This window comes from Variovorax sp. GrIS 2.14 (assembly GCF_046115955.1).
Lineage (GTDB): Bacteria > Pseudomonadota > Gammaproteobacteria > Burkholderiales > Burkholderiaceae_C > Variovorax.
On the sequence record NZ_JBJXIA010000003.1, the window covers coordinates 182,354 to 203,008 of the forward strand.

At 62.9% G+C, this 20,655-nt stretch carries 17 protein-coding genes; 11 read left to right on the plus strand and 6 right to left on the minus strand.

What is annotated here, in order from left to right; translation table 11 throughout:
* Window positions 1–38: 38 nt before the first annotated feature.
* The gene (locus RCH10_RS06915) at window positions 39–764 is read right to left on the minus strand and encodes a response regulator transcription factor (protein WP_409051823.1); all 726 of its coding nucleotides are present in this window, start codon (window positions 762–764) and stop codon (window positions 39–41) included.
* A gap of 255 nt (window positions 765–1,019) precedes the next feature.
* Here RCH10_RS06915 and RCH10_RS06920 point away from each other — a divergent pair, with 255 nt between their 5' ends.
* From RCH10_RS06920 to RCH10_RS06930, 3 genes are all read left to right on the plus strand, one after another.
* Window positions 1,020–1,208, plus strand: coding sequence for a hypothetical protein (locus RCH10_RS06920; protein WP_323499989.1), 189 nt, complete (start codon window positions 1,020–1,022; stop codon window positions 1,206–1,208).
* A gap of 417 nt (window positions 1,209–1,625) precedes the next feature.
* The gene (locus RCH10_RS06925) at window positions 1,626–3,923 is read left to right on the plus strand and encodes a CHASE2 domain-containing protein (protein ID WP_409051988.1); all 2,298 of its coding nucleotides are present in this window, start codon (window positions 1,626–1,628) and stop codon (window positions 3,921–3,923) included.
* Between the two features lie 245 nt (window positions 3,924–4,168).
* Window positions 4,169–4,921: a Crp/Fnr family transcriptional regulator gene (locus RCH10_RS06930; protein ID WP_409051824.1), complete on the plus strand. Its 753-nt coding sequence runs from the start codon at window positions 4,169–4,171 to the stop codon at window positions 4,919–4,921.
* 7 nt (window positions 4,922–4,928) lie between these two features.
* Here RCH10_RS06930 and RCH10_RS06935 read toward each other — a convergent pair whose 3' ends face one another.
* Together RCH10_RS06935 and RCH10_RS06940 are read right to left on the minus strand one after the other, a co-directional pair.
* Window positions 4,929–5,864 carry an SMP-30/gluconolactonase/LRE family protein gene (locus tag RCH10_RS06935; RefSeq protein ID WP_409051825.1) on the minus strand — a complete coding sequence of 312 codons (936 nt, stop codon included), beginning with the start codon at window positions 5,862–5,864 and terminating at the stop codon, window positions 4,929–4,931.
* Between the two features lie 63 nt (window positions 5,865–5,927).
* The gene (locus tag RCH10_RS06940) at window positions 5,928–6,887 is read right to left on the minus strand and encodes a LysR family transcriptional regulator (protein ID WP_409051826.1); all 960 of its coding nucleotides are present in this window, start codon (window positions 6,885–6,887) and stop codon (window positions 5,928–5,930) included.
* Between the two features lie 115 nt (window positions 6,888–7,002).
* Here RCH10_RS06940 and RCH10_RS06945 point away from each other — a divergent pair, with 115 nt between their 5' ends.
* From RCH10_RS06945 to yjfF, 8 genes are all read left to right on the plus strand, one after another.
* Window positions 7,003–8,463: an aldehyde dehydrogenase family protein gene (locus RCH10_RS06945; RefSeq protein WP_409051827.1), complete on the plus strand. Its 1,461-nt coding sequence runs from the start codon at window positions 7,003–7,005 to the stop codon at window positions 8,461–8,463.
* Window positions 8,464–8,572: 109 nt separating this feature from the next.
* On the plus strand, window positions 8,573–9,538 hold the full coding sequence (locus tag RCH10_RS06950) for an ABC transporter substrate-binding protein (protein WP_323494791.1): 966 nt from the start codon (window positions 8,573–8,575) through the stop codon (window positions 9,536–9,538).
* A gap of 13 nt (window positions 9,539–9,551) precedes the next feature.
* Window positions 9,552–10,622, plus strand: a complete 1,071-nt coding sequence (gene chvE / locus RCH10_RS06955; RefSeq protein ID WP_409051828.1) for a multiple monosaccharide ABC transporter substrate-binding protein — start codon at window positions 9,552–9,554, stop codon at window positions 10,620–10,622.
* Window positions 10,623–10,680: 58 nt separating this feature from the next.
* Window positions 10,681–12,204: a multiple monosaccharide ABC transporter ATP-binding protein gene (gene mmsA / locus RCH10_RS06960; protein WP_409051989.1), complete on the plus strand. Its 1,524-nt coding sequence runs from the start codon at window positions 10,681–10,683 to the stop codon at window positions 12,202–12,204.
* On the plus strand, window positions 12,194–13,402 hold the full coding sequence (gene mmsB / locus RCH10_RS06965) for a multiple monosaccharide ABC transporter permease (RefSeq protein WP_323494789.1): 1,209 nt from the start codon (window positions 12,194–12,196) through the stop codon (window positions 13,400–13,402). The genes mmsA and mmsB overlap by 11 nt, the downstream gene beginning before the upstream one ends.
* A 10-nt stretch (window positions 13,403–13,412) precedes the next feature.
* Window positions 13,413–14,933: a sugar ABC transporter ATP-binding protein gene (locus RCH10_RS06970; protein WP_409051829.1), complete on the plus strand. Its 1,521-nt coding sequence runs from the start codon at window positions 13,413–13,415 to the stop codon at window positions 14,931–14,933.
* The gene (locus tag RCH10_RS06975) at window positions 14,926–15,981 is read left to right on the plus strand and encodes an ABC transporter permease (RefSeq protein ID WP_409051830.1); all 1,056 of its coding nucleotides are present in this window, start codon (window positions 14,926–14,928) and stop codon (window positions 15,979–15,981) included. Before RCH10_RS06970 ends, RCH10_RS06975 begins: the two co-directional genes overlap by 8 nt.
* Window positions 15,978–17,012 carry a galactofuranose ABC transporter, permease protein YjfF gene (gene yjfF, locus RCH10_RS06980; RefSeq protein WP_409051831.1) on the plus strand — a complete coding sequence of 345 codons (1,035 nt, stop codon included), beginning with the start codon at window positions 15,978–15,980 and terminating at the stop codon, window positions 17,010–17,012. Before RCH10_RS06975 ends, yjfF begins: the two co-directional genes overlap by 4 nt.
* Before the next feature lie 16 nt (window positions 17,013–17,028).
* Here yjfF and RCH10_RS06985 read toward each other — a convergent pair whose 3' ends face one another.
* From RCH10_RS06985 to cphA, 3 genes are all read right to left on the minus strand, one after another.
* Window positions 17,029–17,430: a hypothetical protein gene (locus RCH10_RS06985; protein WP_409051832.1), complete on the minus strand. Its 402-nt coding sequence runs from the start codon at window positions 17,428–17,430 to the stop codon at window positions 17,029–17,031.
* A gap of 40 nt (window positions 17,431–17,470) precedes the next feature.
* On the minus strand, window positions 17,471–17,893 hold the full coding sequence (locus RCH10_RS06990) for a hypothetical protein (protein ID WP_409051833.1): 423 nt from the start codon (window positions 17,891–17,893) through the stop codon (window positions 17,471–17,473).
* 194 nt (window positions 17,894–18,087) lie between these two features.
* Window positions 18,088–20,655, minus strand: coding sequence for a cyanophycin synthetase (gene cphA, locus RCH10_RS06995; protein ID WP_409051834.1), 2,568 nt, complete (start codon window positions 20,653–20,655; stop codon window positions 18,088–18,090).

Below are 20,655 nucleotides of genomic sequence, written 5' to 3' on the forward strand. Positions count from 1 at the left end.
GGATGGAGCGCTGAGAACAATCTGCTGCCGGTGTCGAGTCAAGCCGGGATCGCGGCCGGGACCGGCATCGGCGCGAGGCGATATCCGGCGCCGTAGATCGTCTGCAAATGCAATCCATGGGCCTCGAGTGCGAGTCGACGGCGCATGATGAAGATCTGGTTGTCCAGAATGCGGGTGTTCATCGTTCTCAAGTTCTGGTTGGTCGCTTCGAGCAACTCGAATCGCGTCACGATGTGCCCGAGATTTCGAAACAAGGCGAGCGCCAGGCTGAAATGGTGCTCTTTCAGTTCGACGATTTGTTCGGGTGGCCCTGCAAAGACCACGAATGCGCTGTCGTGCAGAAACGTCCAGTCGCCAAAGGTTTCTGCTGCGCTCCGCGCGTTGGTCTCAGGCGGCCGAAACCGGTTCACCCGTGCCAGCATCTCGACCGGCCTGAACGGCTTGATGACGTAGTCGTTGGCACCCACTGTCAGTGCCTCGGCCACTTCGCGCTCCGACCCGCGCGCGCTCAGCATGATCACGGGTGACATCGACTGCTGAAAGCTGCGTAGCCAGCGAACAATGTTCAGGCTGGTCATTCCTTCGGTCGTCGAATCGAGGATAAGAAGGTCGAACTTCTCGCGGCCCAGTGCGCGGCGAAGATCGTCGCCATTGTCGAAGCAGGAACAGGTCGTCTCGGCGTGCGAAGACGGCGCCGAGTTTTCCAAAATTGCGACCAGCAACGCCATTTGGACCGGCTCGTCTTCCAGAATCGCTATTCGCATGTTGACCCCGCCACAAACGCAGTAATGATTTGACGGTACCGGCATTGATTGAAGGTGTCCGTACGCTTGCGCACAGACCAGAGTCAGACATGACCTGACAGTACTTCAGTCGGCTTGTGCAGTTGCGCACGGTTTGCCACCCGCGTCGTTGCGGCCACCGAGCCCTCTGCGCAAAGTGCCAACAAGGTCACGCGCAGTCGATGGCGTTTGCAATCGGCAACGCCGATCATGGGATTCCAACTTCCGGAGCTTTCCATGAACAGCCGCACCCATCGAGTCCGCTACGCACGCCCCGCCACGCGCCAGCCGTCGCGTACGGCCCAGATGCTCGCGCGCTGTATTTCTGCGCTCACCGGCGCGCCGGCCAAGGTCGAAAAGCGGGCGCAAGAGCGCTTTGCTGCGCTGGCTCCCGATCAGCGCGTGCGCGAAATGGGTGAGTGGTAGCCGGATCGCTTTCGTCGCGCAGATTTAGTCAGGCGGTTCGTCAACAATCGTAAATAGACAGGAGGCGAACTTGCGTACAGCGTTGTTTAAGGACGACTCCATCCGGATGCAGCTGTTGGTGAGAGCGCTGGACAACAGGCCGGAAATGGCTCGCAACCATCGGCGACTGGCAGCTGCCTCACGAATTCGGCCTAACCGTTTGACCCTTTCACAATTTGGGTCGCGTGATCTTGCGGGCCTATCTGCCGGACGCAACCATCCAGGGTTTGCAAGACGGGAACATCCGCCTACTGGACAACAGGATCTTAAAACTGCGCCGAAAGTTGTCGGGGGTCGAAAAAAGCTTTTTCAACTGTAGACGGTCTGTGCAAAAGGGGTATGGTCTTTCGATGACGCACATCGGTTTGACGATTGGCGATGATGTTCCTGCATAGGTATTGGGAGGCACTCCGACGCATTTCACGACGCAATGTCGTGCCGCAGTTTTTGCTAGCAGTACTGTTGCCTCTCCTGATCGTTTGGAATGTCGATCCGGTTGCACCGCTTGCGGCGGATGAGATGGTGTACGACTGGGGGATGGCCGCCTTTCCGCCCCCGGCCGAATCCGCCGTCGAGATCATCTCCATCGATGATGAAAGCCTGAAAAAACTGGGGCCTTGGCCTTGGCCGGAATCGGTCCACACAAGATTTCTGCAGCAACTTGCCAAGCAGGCACCCAAGGCGGTTGTGCTTAACTTCAGGCTCGGCGTGCCGATGCAAGCTGGCGACGACGACGTCGCTCTCGGAAATTCGCTGAGGCTTGCACCTGTCTTTTTAAAGGTTCGCGACGGGCAATCGGCGGCCCTTTTGGACCAGAACGCCAGCCTGCGCTTTCGAACGCGAAGATTTGCGCCAATGGTTCAGGGCATCGGACACGCAAACCTTGCGTCGAGGGGTACGAGCGAGTCGGTGCGCTTCATTCGTCTTTTTTCGGGGAAGCCAGACTCCTTGCTGCCCTACTTGGGTGCGCTGGTCGGTCCGTCTCCGGAAGTGCGTCAGGCGGTTGCGAATACCACGCAGTTGCGCATTGGGGCTCACTTCAGGGGCGGAACAGCGCATTCATCTACACCCTACTTTCAAGTGCTCGAAGGCAACTTTCGCCCCGACCAGTTCAGGGGACGCACCGTGCTCGTGGGTCCGTCGCTTGGCTCGGCGATTGGTCTGCCGATGTACGTTGCGGGTGAGAAGGGGGCCGTCTTGGTGTCGTCTACCGAGGTGCACGCCAGCTTCATCGACTCGCTTCAACAGGGTACACAGGTGGCCGTGGCCACGCCGTTCGCGCTGTACGCGTGTCTCGCTCTGTTCATCTGGATTTCTTTTTTCTGGTTTGAAACAATGTCGAAGGCCGCGCCATTGGTGGGTATCGTGGGCCTCGTTGTCGCGCTTTTACTCAGCTTGGGAGCGCTGCGCTTCGTGCGCGTCTGGATACCGCCCTCGTTCTTCGGAATCGGGATCGGGGCTGCCTATGTGTTGTGGACCTGGCAACACATGAACAAGGTGCTCGGCTTTCTCAAGGCGCACATCGTCTCGTTGAGCCAGGTCCCAGCGGGAACCTTCGACCCCGGCGCCCCGCCCAAGTTAGGCGGGAGCGACACGATCGATCGCTATATCGGCGCGCTCGATCACGCGATCTTGCGGCTCGTGCGTTTGCAAACGTTCACCCAACAGGGCCTGGAACGACTCCCCATCGCCATTCTCATCTGCAGATTAGACGGGACTATTTCCCAGCTGAATGCAGCGGCCATGGCGCTGCTTCCAGAGTCTCTGGTCGGCTCACTGGTCAACGAGAGCCTTCCGTTGCTCGTCAAGCGCATGACGGTCAATGCAAACGTCCGGCACCCCGGCATGGATGGGCATTGGACGCAGGCGCTCGGTGGCGAATACAGCACGCCGCAAGGCAAGATCTTTCAAATCGATGCGGCGCGCCTCGGCGACCCACTTAATCAGGCGCCGGGCGCCTGGATCGTTGTGCTTCGCGAGCTCACGCAGCAGCGGCAGGCGGAACGGGAGCGCGCTGACTGGCTAAACTTTCTTTGGCATGACCTGCGCAGTCCGCAGATCAATCTCCTGAGCCTGCTGGAACTGTTCGAGATGAAGCCGTCGCGCATGGGTGTGGCAGAACTGGTGTCGGGCGTCCGGCACGAGGCCGAGCGAACCATGACACTGGCGCAAAATTTCATCAGCAGCAGCACGTCTGAAGCACGCGACTACCGATTTTCCGTGGCGAGCCTTTCTTCGTTGTTGGCCCAAAGCATCGAGGCGCTCGTTTCGTCCGCGAAAGCTCGCAATGTGCGCGTGCTGCTGAGTTCGGCGAACGGCCACCCCGACCTCGTTCGCGCGGACGGCGGCATGCTGACGCGGGCCTTCGTCAACGTGCTTGAAAACGCCATCCGGCACAGTCCTCCCGGCTCCACCATCAGGGTGCGATGCATCGTAGAGACAGACCGCGAGGCGGTCGCCACCATTCATGACGAAGGAACGGGCATGTCGGCCGCCAAACTTGATAACTTGCTTGCCCGCCGAGCCGAACCCGGCGTGGACGTCGGACTGGACGGCCCCTCACCATCTGGACAGGAGTTCGAAGTGGAGCCGGCCAATCGCGAGCCGCCACGCGGTCCCAACCATGGCTTCGGTTTTGCCATGGTGAGGCAGGTGGTCGCGGCGCATGGCGGCTAGATTTCGGGATGGAGCGTGCCGGGCGTCGGCACGACCTTCGCTATCGGATTCCCTCTGGCAAATGCTTAGTTTTTTTTCAAGCGCAAAAAGCTTTTAAAGCATGCAACGTCACCAGTCTGTGCGGTGCCGCACGTAAAAGGACTGAGTTGAACTTTTGTGCGGAACCGAACCGAACGCCAACACAGGCCAACAAATAATTGGGAGAATTATTGGATCGCTATTGAAAATTTATTCGAGATTTCTGGATGAAAGTTGCGCTACAAGAGCTGAATCACAACCTTTTGCTTTCAGCGCTCCCCGAGTCGGAGCGACAGCGGTGGTTGCCAGAACTGGAGCTCGTCGACTTGCCGCTCGGCCATGTGCTGTACGAGTCGAACAGCACCATGACGCATGTCTACTTTCCAACGACGGCGATCGTGTCTCTGCTTTATGTTCTGGAAAATGGCGCGTCGGCCGAGATTGCAGTGGTCGGCAACGAGGGTGTTGTTGGCGTGTCGCTCTTCATGGGTGGCGGGTCGACCCCCAATCGCGCGGTCGTTCAAAGCGCCGGACACGGACTCAAGCTCAACGCCTCCGCCATGCGCACAGAGTTCGACAGGGCTGGGCCGGTGCTGCATCTGCTGCTGCGCTACACGATGGCGTTGATCGTCCAGATGTCTCAAACGGCAGTGTGCAATCGCCATCATTCACTTGACCAGCAACTTTGTCGCTGGCTGTTGCTCAGTCTCGACCGGCTCGCTGGCAACGAGTTGTCCATGACGCAGGAACTTATCGCGAACATGCTGGGCGTTCGCCGCGAAGGCGTCAGCGAGAGCGCACTGAAGCTGCAGAAAGACGGGCTCATCCGCTATTCGCGCGGTCGCATCACGGTGCTCGACCGCCCCGGGCTCGAGCTTCGCACTTGCGAGTGCTATGCAGTCGTCAAGGCCGAGTACGACAGGCTGCTGCCGCTCCTGAAAGACGGGTCTATCGGTGCCGACTCGGCTGTCAAAAAATAACGCTCGATCAACCGAACAGATTGGCGGGCAGGCCCTCGGCGTCGACCTCGACAGCGAACAGCCCCCCCGCCAGCGGCTCGGCTTTCTGCTGCGCCGGCGTAAGCCCGGTGGCGGCGCTGGTGATGAACAAGGTGCGCATGTCAGCCCCGCCGAAAGCGCAATCGGTGATGTGTCGCGTCGGCAACGTGACGCGGCACAGCTCGGCGCCGCTGATGGGCTCGTGGCAGCTGACGCAAGCGCCGCCCCAGTGCGCGATCCAGAGTCGGCCCGCTGCATCGGTGGTCATGCCGTCGGGCAGGCCGTCGCCTTTGGCGAAGCGCAGCCATTGGCGCTTGTTCGACACGCTGCCCGTGGCCATATCGAAGTCGTAGGCGTAGATGCGCCCGGTGACGGTGTCGTTGAAATACATCGTCGTGCCATCGGCGGACCAGGTCGGGCCGTTGGTGACCGCAAAGCCCTGGTCGTGACGTGAGCAGTCTCCGCCGGGGTCTTTTTCGTGGAGCTGATAGCGGTACAACGAACCGGTCGGCGCCTCGCAGGCCGCGTCCATCGTGCCGGCCCAGAAGCGACCGCGTGCGTCGCATTTGCCGTCGTTGAATCGATTGCCGGTTAACTCCGGCTCGGGCTGATGCAGGTATGTCGGGGCGGTATCCGGTAGCGCCGGATCGAACAGCGCAAAGCCCCGGCGCAGCGTGATCAAGAGACCCGGCGCATTGGATCGCTCGGCCAATGCGGAGATCTCTTCATCGAACGTCCAGGTGCTTTGCGCCGCGTCGGCGGGTCGCCAGCGGTGCAACCGAAAGCCGAGGATGTCGACCCAATACAGCGCCTGTTCACGCGGCGACCACACTGCTCCTTCTCCCAGCGTCGCGCCCGCGGGCCAGATACATTCAGGCTCGCCGAGCAGCGTCGGTGCCACACGGGATAAAAGTGCATTGCTCATAGTCGTTGTCTCCGTTTGCTTGACGCGGCAAATCCTAACAAGGCAAATTCGCACCTACGCAAGTCACTCCGGATCGAGCCGCTTTCCGTAGACCGTCAGGCTCGCTGCCTTCAGCGCGTTCATCATGATCTTCGCAGCCGGCGACAGCAGCCGGTCGGTGCGGGTGATGATGCCGAAGGCGTCCATGTGGCAAGGCATTGCCAGTGGCAGCACGGCGACGATGCCATGCGATGCGTAGTAGCGCGCCACGTCGGTGGCCAGCACCGCGATCATGTCGCTCTGCTGCAGCATGCGCGTGATGAACAGCAGCGCTGCGCTCTCGATCACGTTGATCGGCGGGGGCAGGCCTTCTTCCTGGTACATCAGTTCGAAGCGGTGGCGCAGCACGCTGCCTGCGGGCGGCACGATCCAGCCGGCGGACACCACGTCGCGCAGCGTGAGTCCGGCCATGCCTAGCAGCGGATGGCCGGGGCGCACCATGGCGCACATGGGCTCTTCCGTAAGGGCCTCGTAGCGCAGCTTCGATTTGTCGTGCTCCGCGAAAAGACGCGCGACCAGGATGTCGAGCTTGCCGTGCTCCAGCCGGTCGAGCAGCACCGGACTGGTTTCGATCTCGAGCGCGATGCGCAGATTGGGCTGGTCGCGCTTGACCATTGCTGCAGCGGGGGGCAATAACACCAGGCCGGGCGCGGTAATCGCACCGACGTTCACTTGCCCGAAGCGACCCGCTTTGAGCGCCATTACCTCGTCGTGCGCCTGATTCAGGCTCGCAAGCGCGACGCGCGCATGCCGGATCATGGTTTCCCCGTACCAGGTCGGCCGCATGCCGCGTGGCAGCCGATCGAACAGCGAAACCTCAAGCACTTCCTCCAGATCTTTCAGCAACTTGGACGCTGCCGGCTGCGTCATGTTGAGCACCTGCGCTGCGCGATGAATGTTGCCTTCCTCGGCCAGAGCGACAAGCAACAGAAGCTGCCGCGTCTTGAGTCGCGCACGGATGAACCAGTGCGTGTAATTGGTCATGTTTCGTTGTTCTTGTTTGCGTTGATAGGGGTTTACCTGAATGCGATTTTCGGTATCGATTGCACCCAATTTTTGATTGGAAAGATATTGGTGAGATTTCCATACTCGCCCCACCTTGAAGCGCACAGAACTTTCGCACGTCACTCATACCGCACGGCAGTACATCAACGGTCGTTGGCAGACCGGCGTGACCACCGGGTCGAGCGAGAACCCGTCCGACACCAGCGAGGTGGTCGCCGAATACGCCCGAGCCGACCGCAGCCAGACCGAGGCGGCCATCCGTGCCGCCGCCGATGCGTTCCCGCACTGGCGCCGCACCACGCCGCAGCGCCGTGCCGACGTGCTCGACCAGATCGGCAGTGAGATCCTGGCGCGCAAAGACCAGCTCGGCCTTTTGCTGGCGCGCGAAGAAGGCAAGACGCTGCCCGAAGCCATTGCGGAGGCCGCACGCGCCGGCCACATCTTCAAGTTCTTCGCTGGTGAGGCATTGCGCGTCGGCGGCGAATCGATGGACTCGGTACGGCCCGATGTGCTGGTCGACGTCACACGCGAACCGGTGGGAGTTGTCGGCCTGATCGCGCCCTGGAACTTTCCTTTGGCGATACCCGCATGGAAAATCGCTCCGGCGCTGGCTTACGGCAACACGGTGGTCTTCAAGCCTTCTGAACTGGTACCGGCCTGCGGCTGGGCGCTGGCTGAAATCATCGCCAGGGCCACATTGCCGGCCGGCACCTTCAATCTCGTGATGGGCAGCGGGCGGGAGGTCGGGCAGACGATCGTCGAAAGCCCGCTCGTCGATGCCTTGAGCTTCACCGGCTCGGTGGCCACCGGTGAGCGCGTGTTGCAGGCGGCTTCGGCACGACGCGCCAAGGTGCAGCTGGAAATGGGCGGCAAGAACCCGCTGGTGGTGCTGGCCGACGCCGATCTCGATCGCGCGGTCGACTGTGCCGTGCAGGGCGCGTACTTCTCGGCCGGGCAACGTTGCACTGCGTCGAGCCGATTGATCGTCGAGGCATCTGTGCACGACGCCTTCGTGGTGCGGCTGCGTCACCGGCTGGCCGCCTTGCACATCGGCCATGCGTTGGAGCGCGGTGTCGACATCGGCCCGGTGGTCAATGGCGAACAGCTCGCTCAAAACCTCGAATGGATGACCATCGCGCGCGACGAAGGCGCCGAGCATGTTTATGGCGGTGAGGCGCTGCAGCGCGCAACGACAGGCCACTTCATGAGCCCGGCGTTGTTCCTCGCCAAACCACAACACCGCGTGGCTCGGGAAGAAATCTTCGGCCCCATTGCCTGCGTGCTGCAGGCCGACGATTACGAGCATGCGCTGCACCTTGCCAACGACACGCCCTTCGGCTTGTGTGCCGGCATCTGCACGACGTCCCTCAAGTACGCGATGCATTTCAGGCGTCATGCCGAGGTCGGCATGACGATGGTCAACCTGCCCACGGCGGGGATCGACTTTCATGTTCCTTTCGGCGGACGTAAGGGTTCCAGCTATGGACCGCGCGAGCAGGGCCGTTACGCTGCCGAGTTCTACACGTCGATCAAGACGGGCTACATGATGGCGTGAGTAAGAAAGACTACAAAGCAGCCCGCAACCGACCACGAGAACCGGCAAGAGCCGCGTTCGCAAGAGTTTTCGCAGAGCGTTTTTTCACCAAAATCACAGGAGACAAACCATGGCAATCAATCGTCGCACTCTCACCACCGCACTCGGTGCCGCATCGCTCATCGGCATGCTGCCGGTCACCGCGCTGGCGCAGAAGAAACTCGTGCTCGGCTTCGCCCAGGTCGGCGCCGAGAGCGAGTGGCGCACCGCCAACACGGAGTCGATCAAGTCATCGGCCAAGGAAGCGGGCATCGACTTGAAGTTCTCCGACGCACAACAAAAGCAGGAGAACCAGATCAAGGCCATTCGCTCGTACATCGCACAGAAGGTCGACGTCATTGCCTTTTCTCCAGTGGTCGAAACCGGTTGGGACACTGTGCTGATGGAAGCCAAGGCTGCCAAGATTCCTGTGGTGTTGACCGACCGCTCGGTCAACTCGAAGGACGACTCGCTGTACGTCACCTTCATGGGTTCCGACTTCGTCGAAGAAGGACGCAAGGCCGGACGCTGGCTAACCGAAAAAATGAAGGACCAGAAGGGCGACGTGAACATCGTCGAGCTGCAGGGCACTGTGGGCTCGGCCCCGGCCATCGACCGCAAGAAGGGCTTCGAGGAAATCATCAAGGCCGACCCCAAGTTCAAGATCATTCGCTCGCAGACCGGCGATTTCACGCGCGCCAAGGGCAAGGAAGTCATGGAGGCATTCCTCAAGGCCGACGGCAAGAAGATCAACGTGCTGTACGCGCACAACGACGACATGGCGATCGGCGCGATCCAGGCGATCGAAGAAGCCGGCATGAAGCCGGCCAAGGACATCGTGATCATCTCGATTGACGCAGTGAAGGGTGCCTTCGAAGCCATGATGGCCGGCAAGCTGAATGTGTCGGTCGAGTGCAGTCCGCTGCTGGGCCCGCAGCTCATGAGCGCGGTGAAAGACATCAAGGCCGGCAAGACGCTGCCCAAGCGCATCGTGACGGTCGAGAGCATCTTCCCGATGGAAGTTGCGGCCGCCGAATTCCCGAAACGCAAGTACTGAAAGCCAGCACAACATGAAACGCATCTTCCTTAAAACACTGCTCGCTTCGGCCGTTGTCGCCACGATCGGCATCGCGCCGCTGGCCTATGCGCAGGACAAAGGCCCTATCGCCATCTCGATGCCGACCAAGTCGTCGGCGCGCTGGATCGCCGATGGCGCCAACATGGTCAAGTACTTCAAGGAGAAGGGCTACAAGACCGATCTGCAATACGCCGACGACGACATCCCCAACCAGCTCGCGCAGATCGAGAACATGGTGACCAAGGGCGCGAAGGTGCTGGTGATCGCGGCCATCGACGGCACCACGCTGTCCGACGTGCTGCAAAAGGCGGCCGACAAGGGCGTGAAGATCATCGCGTACGACCGGCTGATCAAGGGTTCCAAGAACGTCGACTACTACGCCACCTTCGACAACTTCCAGGTCGGCGTGTTGCAAGCGCAATCGATCGAGAAGTCGCTCGACCTGAAGGGCGGCAAAGGGCCCTTCAATGTCGAGCTGTTCGGCGGTTCGCCTGACGACAACAACGCCTTCTTCTTCTACAACGGCGCGATGTCGGTACTGAAGCCCTACATGGACAGCGGCAAGCTGGTCGTGCGGAGCAAGCAGATGGGCATGGACAAGGTCGGCACGCTGCGTTGGGACGGCGCGGTGGCGCAGGCGCGCATGGACAACCTGCTGTCGGCTTACTACACCAAGGACCGTGTCGATGCGGTGCTGTCGCCATACGACGGTTTGTCGATCGGTATCCTGTCGTCGCTGAAGGGCGTCGGCTACGGTTCGCCCAAGCAGCCGATGCCGATCGTCACGGGGCAAGACGCAGAGGTGCCGTCGGTCAAGTCGATGATTCGCAAGGAGCAGACATCGACCGTGTTCAAGGACACGCGCGAACTTGCCAAGGTCACTGTCGCCATGGCCGACGCCATGCTCTCGGGCAAGACGCCGGAAGTGAACGACACCAAGACCTACAACAACGGCGTGAAGGTCGTGCCTTCGTATTTGCTGAAGCCGGTGAGCGTCGATCTGTCGAACTGGAAACCGGTGTTGATCGACAGCGGCTACTACACCGAGAGCCAGGTCAAGTGAGCGTGCGAGCAAGGACGCGACCTGGAGCGCAACAGGTTTGACCGACGCCATTCTGGAGATGCGCGGCATAACGAAAACGTTTCCGGGCGTGAATGCGCTCGACAACGTCAACCTCGCGGTGCGCGCAGGCGAGATCCATGCGGTCGTCGGAGAGAACGGGGCCGGCAAGTCGACGCTCATGAAGGTGCTGAGCGGCGTCTACCCGGCCGATTCGTACACCGGCGAAATCCGCTTCGAAGGCGAGCTGCGTCGCTTCAAGGGCATCGCCGACAGCGAGAAGCTCGGCATCATCATCATTCACCAGGAGCTGGCGCTGGTGCCGTTGCTGTCGATCGCCGAGAACATTTTTCTCGGCAACGAAACCGCGCACGGCGGCGTCATCGATTGGTTCGAAGCCTATGCGCGGACGCAGGCGCTGCTCGCGAAGGTCGGGCTCAAGGAGCCACCGACGGCGTTGATCACCAACCTGGGCGTCGGCAAACAGCAACTGGTCGAGATCGCCAAGGCGCTGTCGAAAGAGGTCAAGCTGCTGATCCTCGACGAGCCGACCGCCAGCCTCAATGAAAGCGACAGCGACGCATTGCTGGCGCTGCTGCTCGAACTCAAGGTGCAGGGGATCGCGTCGATTCTGATCTCGCACAAGCTGAATGAAATCGCCAAGGTCGCGGACTCGATCACCGTGTTGCGCGACGGCGCTACGGTCGAGACGATGGACTGCCGTACCGAACCGATCAGCGAAGACCGCATCATCCGCGGCATGGTCGGGCGCGACATGGCGCACCGCTACCCGCAGCGCAATCCGAAGATCGGCGAGACGATCTTCGAAGTCCGCGACTGGCATGTGAACCATGCGCAGCACGCCGACCGCGAAGTCATCAAAGGCGTCGACCTGCATGTCAAGCGTGGCGAGATCGTCGGTATCGCAGGACTCATGGGCTCGGGTCGCACCGAGTTTGCGATGAGCGTGTTCGGTCGCTCCTATGGGCAACGCATTCGCGGCACGGCGTTCATGCACGGCAAGCCGGTCGACCTCGGCACCATCCGCAAGGCGATCGACTGCGGCATTGCCTATGTCACCGAAGACCGCAAGGGACTTGGTCTGGTGCTCGACGAAGACATCCAGAAGAACGTGAGCCTCGCCAACCTTGCGGCGGTGTCGAGCGCGATGGTGATCGACGACGGGCTGGAGTTCGAAGTCGCGAACAACTACCGCAAGGCGCTGAACATCCGCTGCTCGGGCGTCGGCCAGCAGGTGGTCAACCTGTCGGGCGGGAACCAGCAAAAAGTGGTGCTGAGCAAGTGGCTCTTTGCCAAGCCCGAACTGCTCATCCTCGACGAGCCCACGCGTGGCATCGACGTGGGCGCCAAGTACGAGATTTACACCATCGTCGACCAGCTTGCGAGCGAAGGAAAAGGCATCTTGATGATCTCCTCGGAAATGCCCGAACTCCTCGGCATGTGCGATCGTATCTACGTCATGAACGAAGGGCGCTTCGTGGCCGAGTACACAGCCGCCGAGGCGTCGCAGGAGCGGATCATGCGCGCCATCGTCAACGCCGGGAGTTCCGTTCATGCCGAGTGAAGTGAATACCGTGGAGTCCGCGGTGCCTGCTGCGCCCCACCCGCGGCTGCACGTGGGTTTCATCAAGAACAACCTGCGCGAATACGGCATGCTGATCTCGCTGGTCGCGATCATGGTGCTGTTCCAGGTGCTGACCGATGGCACGCTGATGCGGCCGCTCAACATCACCAACCTGCTGCTGCAGAACAGCTACATCGTCATCATGGCGTTGGGCATGTTGCTGGTGATCGTGGCGGGCCACATCGATTTGTCTGTCGGCTCGGTGTGCGGCTTTATCGGCGCGCTGGCGGCCGTGCTGATGGTCGAGTACCACTGGCACTTCGTGCCGACGACCATCGTGTGCCTGATCGCCGGTGGCGCGATCGGCGCGGCGCAGGGGTGGTTCGTGGCGTTCTTTCGCATCCCGTCGTTCATCGTCACGCTGGCGGGCATGCTGGTCTTCAAAGGGCTCTCGCTGGCGCTGCTCGAAGGCCAATCGGTCGGGCCCTTTCCGGTCGAGTTCCAGCGGCTGAGTTCAGGCTTTATTCCCGACGTGTTCGGCGGTGAAGAGTTGCGCACGACATCTGTCGTGCTCGGCGCCATCGCCGCGGCCGCGTTGCTGTTCTTCAAGCTGCGCGGCCGTGCCAAGCTGGCGAAGTACGGAATGGACCAGGAGCCCTACGCCTTCTTCCTCGTCAAGAACGTTTTCTTTGCCGGCGTCATTCTGTTTTTGAGCTACCTGCTGGCGTCGTACCGGGGCCTGCCGAACGTGCTGATCGTGATGGCGGTGCTGATCGTCGCCTACGACTTCGTCACCAACCGCACCACCATCGGCCGGCGCATCTACGCGCTGGGCGGCAACGAGAAGGCGGCGCGGCTGTCGGGCATCAAGACGCAGCGGCTGGCGTTTCTCACCTTCGTCAACATGGGCGTGCTGGCCGCGCTGGCCGGGCTGGTGTTCGCGGCGCGGCTCAATACCGCGACGCCCAAGGCTGGACTGGGCTTCGAGCTCGACGTGATCGCCGCGTGCTTCATCGGCGGCGCGTCGGCCTCGGGCGGCGTCGGCAAGGTCATGGGGGCGGTCATCGGTGCCTTCGTCATGGGCGTGATGAACAACGGGATGTCGATTCTCGGTGTCGGCATCGACTACCAGCAGGTGATCAAGGGCCTGGTGCTGCTGGCGGCCGTGTTCATCGACGTCTACAACAAGAACAAGTGAGCCGCAACCCGTGAGTACGACCGCGCCGGTGCTGGAGCTCTCCGGCATCCACAAGGAATTTGCAGGCATCAGCGTGTTGCGCGATGTGCAACTGAAGCTCTATCCCGGCGAGATCCACGCGCTGATGGGCCAGAACGGCGCCGGCAAATCAACTCTTATCAAGGTGTTGACGGGCGTACTCGCATCCAGCGGCGGCGAGATGCGGCTGGCCGGCGAAACCATCCGGCCGGGCTCTCCGCTGGAGGCACAGCAGCTCGGCATCAGCACGGTCTACCAGGAGGTGAACCTTTGCCCGAACCTGTCGGTGGCCGAGAACGTGTTCGCCGGGCGCTATCCGCGTCGCGGCATGGCGCAAGGGTGGCGCATCGACTGGGCCGCGGTGAACCGGGAGGCGCAGCAACTGTTGGCGCGCATCGGGCTCGACATCGACGTCACGCGGCTGCTGTCGAGCTATCCGGTTGCGGTGCAGCAGCTTGTCGCGATTGCCCGCGCGCTCGGCGTGTCGGCCAAGGTGCTGATCCTCGACGAGCCGACATCGAGCCTCGACGACGACGAAGTGAACAAGCTCTTCGACGTGTTGCGGCGCCTGCGCGACGAAGGGCTGGCGATTCTTTTCGTGACCCACTTTCTGAACCAGGTGTATGCCGTGTCGGACCGCATCACCGTGCTGCGCAACGGCGGCTGGGTCGGCGAATGGCGCGCGGCCGATCTCGGCCCGCAGGCGCTCATTGCCGCCATGCTCGGCCGCGAACTGGCAGCGCAATCGGCGCGGCCGACGGCGCTGCCGGCCTTCGATGAATCGGCGACAGCGCTGCTGCAGGCCGAGGGCCTGGCGCAAGCCGGTCAGTTGCAGGCGACCGACTTGCGCGTGCGGGCCGGCGAGGTGGTGGGCGTGGCCGGGCTGCTCGGCGCCGGCCGGACCGAGCTCGCGCGCCTGCTGTTCGGGCTGGAGACGCCCGACCGCGGCGTGCTGAAGATCGACGGTCGCAGCGTCACGTTTTCGAGCCCGGCCGATGCCATTCGCGAAGGACTGGCGCTGTGCCCCGAAGAGCGCAAGACCGATGGCATCGTCGCCGAGCTTTCGCTGCGCGAGAACATCGCGCTCGCGTTGCAGGCGCGACTCGGTGTCCGGCGCTTTCTCTCTCTCGCCGAGCAGACCGAGTTGGCGGAACGCTTCGTCACCTCGCTGGGCATCAAGACCGCGAGCGTCGAGACGCCCATCGGCTTGCTGTCGGGCGGCAACCAGCAGAAGGCGATGATCGCGCGCTGGCTTGCGACCGAGCCGCGCCTCCTGATCCTCGACGAGCCGACGCGAGGCGTCGACGTCGCCGCCAAGCAGGAGATCATGGAACAGATGCTGCAACTCGCCAAAGCAGGAATGGCAGTGATCTTCATCTCCTCCGAAATGAGCGAGGTGGTGCGCGTGGCGCATCGCATCGTGGTGCTGCGCGACCGCCGCAAGGTCGGTGAACTGCCGGGCGGCAGCACCGAAGACGAGGTTTACGAAATGATCGCGGCCGAGCATGTCTGAGGCACTCCCTTCGGCCGGCAAGTTCGCCGTCGTCATGCGGCATCGGCTCGCGTGGCCGGTGATCACACTGCTCCTCCTGCTCGCGCTCAACACCGCATTCAACGCCAGCTTTCTGCACATCGAAGTGCGTGGCGGCCATCTCTACGGCAGCCTGATCGACATCCTCAACCGCGCGGCGCCTCTGATGCTGGTGTCGCTCGGCATGACGCTGGTGATCGCTACGCGTGGCATCGACATTTCAGTGGGTGCCGTGGTGGCGATCGCCGCGGCGGTGGCGGGCTGGATGATCGGTGGCTCGGTTGCGGGCAACGTCGCGCGCTTTCCGATGTCGCTCGCTATCGTCGCGGCCGTTGCGCTGGCGCTGGTGTGCGGCGTATGGAACGGCTTGCTGGTCGCCAAGGTCGGCATGCAGCCGATCATCGCGACACTGATCCTGATGGTGGCGGGGCGCGGCATTGCGCAGCTCATCACCGGTGGGCAGATCATCACGATCTACTACACGCCGTATTTCTTTCTCGGCAGCGGTTATCTGCTGGGCTTGCCGTTCTCGCTTTTCATCGCGGCCGCAGTGTTCGTGCTGCTGTATCTGGCGATCACGCGGACGGCGCTCGGGCTCTTCATTCAGGCGGTCGGCATCAACCCGACGGCGGCGCGCGTGGCAGGCATCCAGTCGCGCCGGCTCGTCGTCGGCGCCTTTGCGTTCTGCGGCGTGTGCGCGGGCATCGCGGGTCTGTTGATCAGCTCCAACGTCAAGAGCGCCGATGGCAACAACGCCGGGCAGTTGCTGGAGCTCGACGCGATCCTCGCGGTCACGCTCGGCGGCACCGCGCTCACAGGCGGGCGCTTCAGCCTGGTCGGCAGCGTGATCGGCGCGTTGATTATCCAGACGCTGACGTACGCCATCTATTCGCTCGGCGTGCCACCTGAGATCAACCTGGTGGTGAAGGCGGTCGTGGTGTTCTTGGTGATGCTGATGCAGTCGCCGGAATTTCGTGGGCAGGTGCGGGCCCTGGCGGTACGAGCGCCACGCGGGGAGGTACGCGCATGAGTGCTGTCATCGCGCCGCCGGGGAATTCACCCTCACCCCGACCGACTCCCGCCAACGGGCGAGGGGGCAAGACACTGAACCCTAAATACTGGCCCCTCGCTGCGACCGTCTCATTGTTCGTCTTGATGGCGACGCTTGGCTCGGTGCTCTACGACGGGTTCTTCTCGGCGCAGGTCTTCTTCAATCTGCTGATCGACAACGCGTTTTTGATCATCGTCGCGGTCGGCATGACCTTCGTGATCCTGTCGGGCGGCATCGATCTTTCGGTCGGCTCGGTCATCGCGCTCACCACCATGGTGTCGGCCACGCTGGTCGAAAAGCACGGCTGGAGTCCGTGGGTCGTCATCCCGCTGGTGCTGCTCATGGGCACCGCGTTCGGCGCGTTCATGGGCGTCTTGATCGAGCGCTTCAGGCTGCAGCCTTTCATCGTCACGCTGGCTGGCATGTTTCTCGCGCGCGGCCTGTGCTATCTCATCAGCATCGACTCAATCAGTATCACCAACCCGTTCTACGAGGCCGTGTCGCAGGTGCGTATTCCGGTGTGGAGCGATGCGTCGCTGTCGATCAGCGCGGTGATCGCCATCGTGGTGGTGCTGGTCGCGATATTCGTCGCTCATTGCACGCCGTTCGGTCGCGCCGTGTACGCCATTGGTGGCAGCGAACATTCGGCCATGCTGATGGGCTTACCCGTGCGTTCCACCTTGGTCGGCGTGTACACGCTGTCGGGCTTTTGCTCGGCGCTGGCGGGCGTGGTGTTCACCTTCTACATGCTGTCGGGCTACGGCCTGCACGCGGTCGGCCTGGAGCTGGACGCCATCGCAGCCGTCGTCATCGGCGGCACGCTGCTCACGGGCGGCGTGGGCTACGTGGCGGGTACGCTCTTCGGCGTGCTGATGCTCGGCATCATCCAAACGCTGATTTCATTCGACGGGACGTTGAGCTCGTGGTGGACGCGCATCGTCGTTGGTGCGCTGTTGTTTGCGTTCTGCCTGCTGCAGCGCTTCTTCACCTCGCGCGCCCCGCGGCGCTGATCACTGCATCATCAGATCAGCGGATCGGCGTGACAGTTTCTCGGATCACACCGCCGCCCAGTACGCTGCCTTCGATCTCGGTTTGTCCCGTACCGCGCACGCGCGCTTCGCAGGCACTGCGTTCCATGGGCGGTTGCAGGCTGCAGCGTGCCAGCGCGTTTTGTAAATAGTCAGGGGCGCCTGTCAGCTGGCCTTGGGCCGCAGCCTGGCGCGCTGCACCAGCCTCGCGGATGCACGCGGCGCGTTCTTGCTGGATATGACCGCACACAGCGAGTTCTTCTCGGTAAGTGCTGGCGCTGCCCGCAGGGTAGCCATCCGACTGATGTCGCGGCCCGGCGGCCGAAGCGACCCCGGCAAATGCAATGCCCCCGGCGGCGAGCAGGACCGCCAGTGTCGACCGAACAGGTGAGTTTTTCATGGTGATGGCTCCGTCGGAAAACTAAGGGGGTTACCAAGGATCACTTGGCGGGAATGGTCGTCACGGTTTCGCGGATGACGCCGCCGCCCATCACGCTGCCGCTGGTGGAGGTCGAGGTGTCGCCGGCGCCTCCCTGAATGCGCGCCATGCAGTCAGCCTGGTCGGCTGCGGGCTGAAGCTTGCAACGCTCCATCGTGTTCGCGCTGTTGCCGGCAGGGCCGGCGGTCGTGAGCCCGGCACGACCGGCTTCCTGGCGCGCCGCACCGGCTTCGCGCAGGCAGGCGGCTTTGTCCTGCTGAACGCCATCGCATGTGGCCTTTTCGCTTTCCATGCGAGCCGCGGTACCGGGTGCCGCAGCCTGCTGCGCCCAGGCGACGGGCGCGACGCCCAGCGTGACGACTGCGAAGAGTGCGCCGGCGGCCAGATGGTGCGCGAACGGAAGTACGAGAGATTTGTTGTTCATGAAAGAGGTCCTTATGGTCTCTTTGAACTGTCATGCCGGAAGCGCCCCCTGGGTGTGGGACTGCACAGCCTTTACAGGCGCTCCACGAGCCCGCGCGCTGCAGGAATTTTCCTACAAATCCCCCGAATGGAACGGCACGAGCCATCGCTCGCAGCCATGCAGGCCCGATCGGTTGCGCGCGATGTCGGCGGCACTTATCCGGCAGCGATCCGCATCGCAAGGTGCGCCAAGGCCTCTTCGACCTGGTCCACCAGAATCAACGACAAATCGCCCGGCTGCAAACGCGCCAGCGCCGTGTCGATGGCGATGAACTCGCCGCGGATCTCGTCGATGAGTTGCGTCCGCGATGCGCCCTGCAGACCTTGCCGCAGAAGTGCCATGACCTCTCCATCGGCGCGGCCACGCTGCGCCGCGTCCTGGTACAGGATCACTTCGTCGAACGCTTGCCCGAGGATGGCGGTCTGGTCGCGGATGTCGCTGTCGCGTCGGTCGCCGGCACCGCTGATGACCACTGAGCGCTTGTTGGCCGGCATGGTGTCGACGGCGGACACCAATGCGCGCATGGCGTCGGTGTTGTGGCCGTAGTCGGCGATGACGGTGGCACCGCGATAGTCCATTACGTTGAAGCGCCCGGGCACGCCGGCCGCGTCGTTCATGAAGCTCGCGACGCCGCTGCGGATGGTGCCCCAGTCAAGGCCGACGGCCCAGCCTGCGGCCACTGCCGCCATCACGTTGTCGACCTGAAAGCTGATCGTGCCGCCACGGGTGATCGGCACGTCGCGCAGTGGAATGCGTTCCCGCCACGAACCTTCGGCTGCGATCAGGGTGTCCTGGTCGACGTAGACGGTGCGCTTGCCTTGCGCGCGGTGCGTTGCCATCACCGGGTGCTGCCGGTCGGCGGCAAAGAAGATCACGCTGCCGGGGCAGCCTGCGGCCATGGCGGCGACGTTCGGGTCGGCGGCATTGAGCACCGCATACCCGTCGTAAGCCACGTTGCGGACGATCACGCGCTTGAGCACGGCGAGGTCTTCGACCGTGGTGATGTAGTTGAGGCCCAGGTGATCGCCGCTGCCGATGTTGGTCACCACTGCGACCTGGCAGCGGTCGAAGCCGAGGCCTTCTCGCAGCACGCCACCGCGCGCGACTTCGAACACAGCCGCATCGACCTCGGGGTGCATCAGAACGTTGCGCGCGCTCTTCGGGCCGCTGCAATCGCCGCTGTCGATCTGCCGGCCATCGACCCACACGCCGTCGGTGTTGGTCATGCCGGTGCGCAGTCCGCTCGATGCGAGCAGATGGTTGATGAGGCGCGCCGTCGTCGTCTTGCCGTTGGTGCCGGTGACTGCGACTACCGGGATGCGGCCGGTGTCGCCGGGTGCATAGAGGGTGTCCATGATGGCCTCGCCGACCGCGCGGCCGCGGCCGAACGAGGGGGAGATGTGCATGCGCAGGCCGGGCGCGGCGTTGACTTCGACCACGCCGCCGTGTTGTTCTTCGAGCGGCCGCAGCACGCTCTCGCAGACCATGTCGACACCGCAGATGTCGAGACCGACCATCTGCGCTGCATCGACCGCGCGCGCTGCGATTTCGGGGTGCACGGTGTCGGTCACGTCGGTGGCGGTGCCGCCCGTGGAGAGATTCGCGTTGTTACGGAGCACGACCCGCTGACCTCGTTTCGGCACGCTTTCGGGCGTCAGGCCCTGCGATTCGAGACGCCCGATGGCGATGTCGTCGAGCTGGATCTTGGTGAGCGAGGTCGAATGGCCTTCGCCACGGCGCGGGTCGAGGTTGACGGTGTCGACCAGCTGCCGCACGGTGCAGGTGCCGTCGCCGATCACCTGCGGCGGATCGCGTCGCGCCGCGGCGATGAGCTTGTCGCCGACGACCAGCAGGCGGAAGTCGAAGCCGGGCAAGAACTTCTCGACCATGACCTCGCCGTAGACAGCGGCCGAGTCGTAGGCGGCTGTGAGTTGCTCGCGCGTGGTGATGTTGACCGTCACGCCCTTGCCCTGGTTGCCGTCTTGCGGCTTCACCACCACCGGCAGGCCGATGTCCATCGATGCGGCCCAGCCGTCGTCGGCGCTCGCCACCGGCCGACCCAACGGCACGGGCACGCCAGCGGCGTTGAGCAATTGCTTGGTGAGTTCCTTGTCTTGCGCAATCGACTCGGCCACGCCGCTCGTGCTGTCGATCTCTGCCGCCTGGATGCGTCGCTGCTTGGCGCCCCAGCCGAACTGCACCAGGCTGCCGCGCGTGAGGCGTCGATACGGAATGCCGCGCGCGACAGCCGCATCGACGATCGAGCCGGTGCTCGGGCCGAGGCGTTCGGATTCGTCTTCTTCGCGCAATTCAGCGATGGCCGCATCTGCGTCGAAGGCGGTGTCGTGCAACGCCGCGTTGATGAGTTGCTCGGCCAGTTCAATGGCGCGTCGGCCGACCGACTCTTCGCCGTACTGCACCGTCACTTGGTAAATGCCCGCTTCCGCCGTCGGCTGGGTGTGCCCGAAGTTGACCGCACAGCCGGCTTGCGCCTGAAGTGCCAACGCGGCGTTTTCAAGCACGTGTGCCAGGGCCAGCGGCTGGCCGAGCACGATCGGATGCAGTTCGCCGATGGTCGGAAACAGCGAGCGCAGGCGCGCGTCGAAACCGGAGAGCCGTTCCACGGCGTTCTCGTCGCCGGTGCACGAAACGATCGCCTCGATGGCGGTGTGTCGGCTCCAGAGGTTGGGGCCGCGCAGGGCGCGAATGCGTGTGACTTCCAT